The 2,939-nt window shown below is 60.6% G+C and carries 3 protein-coding genes and 1 pseudogene; all 4 read right to left on the minus strand.

Annotation, left to right across the window (positions count from 1 at the left end; translation table 11 throughout):
• Window positions 1-68: 68 nt before the first annotated feature.
• The 4 genes and pseudogenes from ACFO5Q_RS11525 to tnpA all read right to left on the minus strand — a co-directional run bounded on the left by ACFO5Q_RS11525 (window position 69) and on the right by tnpA (window position 2,854).
• Complete coding sequence (locus ACFO5Q_RS11525; RefSeq protein WP_380084360.1) at window positions 69-431, minus strand: DUF3024 domain-containing protein; 363 nt, start codon at window positions 429-431, stop codon at window positions 69-71.
• Window positions 428-2,021, minus strand: a pseudogene (gene tnpC, locus ACFO5Q_RS11530) (IS66 family transposase). Before tnpC ends, ACFO5Q_RS11525 begins: the two are co-directional and overlap by 4 nt.
• An 84-nt stretch (window positions 2,022-2,105) precedes the next feature.
• Window positions 2,106-2,453: an IS66 family insertion sequence element accessory protein TnpB gene (gene tnpB, locus ACFO5Q_RS11535; RefSeq protein ID WP_380084361.1), complete on the minus strand. Its 348-nt coding sequence runs from the start codon at window positions 2,451-2,453 to the stop codon at window positions 2,106-2,108.
• Window positions 2,450-2,854 carry an IS66-like element accessory protein TnpA gene (gene tnpA, locus ACFO5Q_RS11540; protein ID WP_197421011.1) on the minus strand — a complete coding sequence of 135 codons (405 nt, stop codon included), beginning with the start codon at window positions 2,852-2,854 and terminating at the stop codon, window positions 2,450-2,452. The genes tnpB and tnpA overlap by 4 nt, the downstream gene beginning before the upstream one ends.
• Between the last annotated feature and the right edge of the window lie 85 nt (window positions 2,855-2,939).

Raw genomic sequence — 2,939 nt, forward strand, 5'->3', positions numbered from 1 at the left:
GTAAGCGGTGATTTTCCCCCACGTCTATATGGGAGCCAGTGACGCTGCTCTCAATCGGGCTATTGTGTTCACACCGGGTGGAGGAACTCGTTGGTTTCAATGGCCTTGAGGGCGGCTTTGAGCGATAAGCCCTGGTGGACAGGGAACCATTGGCCGGTATGGCGATGCCATTGGACATCGAACCTGTTTTGGCCGATCCAGTCGATGCGAACGAAGGGTGCATCGAACTCCTCACCGAGGTTCTCAGGAAAGCCCGACCGGTAGCGTTGCAGGAAGCGATACTTGCTGCCATGCCATTTCCCCTGGATATCGACGGGGTAATTGAAGGGTGTCTGATTGACGACCGGCAGGAAGCGCGGCTTTAGGACGGTGTCGATAAAGGTCTGGCATGTCGCGGTAATAGTGGCCTTTTCATTGGCTGACAATGTCATGGGGCACCCTCTGTTGTCGCAACTTTCCTGTTCCAGGGCAGCAGACCTTCGATGTCGGCCTGCCTGTGGCCGGTGACGATAGCCGAGAATGTCTGAGTGAGCCAAGCCTGGGGATCGACGGCATTAAGTTTGCAGGTCTCAATCAGTGACGCGATGACAGCCCAGTTCTGGGCGCCGACATCATGACCGGCGAAGAGGGCATTCTTCCGGTTCAGGGCAATTGGCCGGATCGTGCGTTCGACGGTGTTGTTATCGATCTCAACGCGCCCGTCTGTCAGATACAGGCTCAGCCCGTCCCAGTGCTTGGTGATATAGCCCAGTGCCTGTCCGAGCGGGGATTTGCCCAGCACCCGCGCCTGGCTTTGGTCAAGCCATATCTTGAAGGCGTCCATCAGCGGCGCGGCACGCTCTTGTCTGACCGCGAGGCGCACGTCAGCACTCTGGCCCCGGATGTCGGCCTCAATTCGGTAGAGGGCGGCGATGCGCTTCAGGCCCTCTTCAGCGATCGGGGCAACATTGTTCTTTGCCACATCCATCAGCTTGCGGCGGGCATGAGCCCAGCAATNCAGCAATAGGCGAGGTTGAGCGGCGCCTCCGCCCGTCTAGCAAGGCGGTTATAGCCAGCATACCCGTCCACTTGCAGTGTCCCCCTGAAGCCTGAGAGCATATCCTCACCATGCTGGCCACTTCTGCCCGGTGCATAAGAAAGGCCACCCCGGGTGGACCCTCGCCATTCCATGGCCGGTCGTCGCGCGCCAGCGCCCATAGATAGCCGGTTTTGGTCTTGCGCCGCCCGGGGTCCAGGACGGGCACCGGCGTCTCGTCCATGAAGAGTTTCGATGATCGCTTGAGCTGATTGAGCAGGCAGTCATACACGGGCCTGAGCTCAAACGCTGCCCGCCCGACCCAGCCAGCGAGTGTCGACCGGTCGAGCTTGATGCCCTGCCGGGCATAAATCTGGCTCTGGCGATAGAGCGGGAGATGATCGGCGTATTTGGAGATCAGAACCTGGGCCACTGTGGCTTCCGTCGGTAAGCCCCCTGGGATCAGGCGGCCTGGCGCAGGCGCCTGGACGATACCATCCTCACACGTCCGGCAAGCATAGCGGGGGCGGCGGGTGACGATCACCCGGAACTGGGCCGGGATGATATCCAGCCGTTCCGACACATCCTCGCCAATCGCATGCATGTGGCAGCCACAGGCACAGAGAGTGCTCTCGGGTTCGATGACCTCATCAATACGTGGAAGGTGCTGCGGCAGACTGGCGCGCTCACTCTTCGGCTGGCGAACCTTCTCCACAGCCTGGGCGGCGGTCTTGTCTTCGGTGGCGATGGCGACAATCCCAACCTCGATATCCTCAAGCGCCAGGTCATATTGATCCGGATCGAGCTTCTCGGAACGCCGCCCGAACATGGCTGCCCGGAACGCCTTCACCAGCGCCTCAAGCCGGGTGATGCAATCCTCCTTGGCGGAGATCACGCCTTCCTTCTGGATGATCACAGCTTCCTTCGCGGCAAGCTCTGCTGCCTGGGCGATAATCATCGCCTTCAGGGCTTCGGTATCATCGGGAAGGTCGGTCTCTTTGAACATGATCAGACCATAGCAAAACAGCGGCCCGAGCGGCAGGATTATTGTTTCCCTGAGTCACTCTGCCGCAGCTATCCAGAGACTTTGTCAGACCTTCGGTGTCCTCGCCCGGAGCGGCGTCACCCGCCGCCAGTCGAGACCGGCGAACAAAGCCTCAAACTGGGCATGGCTCAGCGTCATCATGCCCTCGTGCACCTCGGGCCAGGTGAAGCTGTGCTCTTCCAGCCGCTTGTAGGCCAGCACCAGACCGCTGCCGTCCCAATAGAGAAGCTTCAACCGGTCGGCCCGCTTCGCCCTGAACACAAACACCGTGCCCGTGAAAGGATCCTTCCTGAGCTCAGACTGGACCAGCGCCGCCAATCCGTCGTGGCCCTTGCGGAAGTCCACCGGCTTCGTCGCTACCAGGATACGCACCCGATTGGATGGGAAGATCATGCCCCAAGAGCTCCGAGCGCCTTGGCGATCTCGGCAATCCGCGCCGCTGGCGTTGCACCGTCAAGCCGTACCGTAACACCGCCCGAGATGACATCGACCGTGCCAGCCAGGATGGGCGCAGACCCCGACCGGGACGGCGCATCGTCCTCCACACAGACAGGAGCAAAGAAGCCGACCTCGTCATCCTCCGGCAGCACCAGCTTGCCCTGTCGCGCCAGGCGTCGCCAGGTCGACAGATGGTTGGGACGAAGGTCATACCGCCGAGCAACACCATCTACCGTCGCGCCCGCCCTCAACGTCTCCGCTACAATCCGCGCCTTCACCTCATCAGGCCATCGCCGCTGACCCTTCGGCGTCATGACAATCTGCGAAACGACATCACTCTCACGCTGTAGCTCCATATGGCCTCCCATGGACAAAATCACTCCCTGCACCTTGTGGCAGATCATGAACTCATACGGAACGTGGGGGAAAATCACCGCTTAC

The organism is Kordiimonas lipolytica, assembly GCF_042651265.1.
GTDB lineage: Bacteria > Pseudomonadota > Alphaproteobacteria > Sphingomonadales > Kordiimonadaceae > Kordiimonas > Kordiimonas lipolytica.

What these genes read in the sequence shown, in the direction of transcription:
- tnpB (WP_380084361.1), bottom strand. Translation starts at nt 2,453, where the DNA reads ATGATCTTCCCATCCAATCGGGTGCGTATCCTGGTAGCGACGAAGCCG.
- tnpA (WP_197421011.1), bottom strand. Translation starts at nt 2,854, where the DNA reads ATGGAGCTACAGCGTGAGAGTGATGTCGTTTCGCAGATTGTCATGACG.
- ACFO5Q_RS11525 (WP_380084360.1), bottom strand. Translation starts at nt 431, where the DNA reads ATGACATTGTCAGCCAATGAAAAGGCCACTATTACCGCGACATGCCAG.